Origin of the sequence: Myceligenerans indicum, from assembly GCF_016742955.1 — a bacterium.
In the GTDB taxonomy this organism is placed as follows: Bacteria; Actinomycetota; Actinomycetes; order Actinomycetales; family Cellulomonadaceae; genus Myceligenerans; species Myceligenerans indicum.
Genome location: NZ_JABBYC010000141.1, coordinates 1 through 791, shown reverse-complemented (window position 1 = coordinate 791; position 791 = coordinate 1). Strand labels below are relative to the sequence as shown.

The following is a 791-nucleotide window of genomic DNA, read 5'->3' as shown; positions in this document are numbered from 1 at the left end:
GCCTCGGCGTCGAAGACGGGCGGGCGTCCGCCCCGGTGGCCCTTGCGCAGCCGGTGGGCGGTGTGGTCCTTCTTCTCCGGGCTGGTGAACGTGATCCCGCGTTTGCGCAGCGCCCGGCGGGTTGACGGGCTGGAGTAGGCCTTGTCCGCCAGCACCCGGTCGGGACGCTTCCTGGGCCGGCCAGGCCCGTCACGCTTCACGCTGACCTGGTCCAGCAGGGGCAGCAGCTGGGGGTTGTCCCCGGCCTGCCCGGGCGTGAGGATCACGCTCATGGGCAGCCCGCGCCCGTCGGTGGCGAGGTGGATCTTGGAGGTCAGGCCTCCCCGCGACCGGCCGATCGCCTCATCAGCGACCGCGAGGTCCTCGACCCAGTCGGTCTTGCAGCCCCCTTTTTCCGGGCCCCCGCCGCGTGGTGGTGGGCCCGGACATTGGTGGAGTCGATCGAGAAGGTCCACTCCACCGTGCCGATCGAGTCGTCCTTGACGATCACGTGGTCCAGGATCTCCTCCCAGGTGCCGTCCGCGGTCCAGACCCGCAGCCGTTCGTGCAGCGTCTTCCACGGCCCGTACTTCGCGGGCACGTCCCGCCACGGCGCACCCGTTCGCAGCCGCCACAAGATCCCATTGATCACCTGCCGGTGATCCCGCCACCGACCACCCCGACGACCCTCCGCCGAGGGCAACAACGGCTCGATCCGCGCCCAAGCCGCATCGGTCAACTCACCGCGTCCAACACCCACAACCCTGACATTACCGGCCCTGTGACCTGCCCATTCGCAGGACAGGCCCTAG

At 70.0% G+C, this 791-nt stretch carries 2 protein-coding genes; both read right to left on the bottom strand.

The genetic code is table 11. The features are described 5' to 3' along the window. A partial coding sequence (locus HGK34_RS22305) for a transposase (RefSeq protein WP_244667068.1) occupies positions 1-278 on the bottom strand: 278 nt, incomplete at its 3' end. Between the two features lie 35 nt (positions 279-313). After that, positions 314-739 (bottom strand): IS5 family transposase, encoded by a 426-nt coding sequence (locus HGK34_RS22300; RefSeq protein ID WP_307816176.1) that lies wholly within the window; start codon positions 737-739, stop codon positions 314-316. Positions 740-791: the final 52 nt, after the last annotated feature.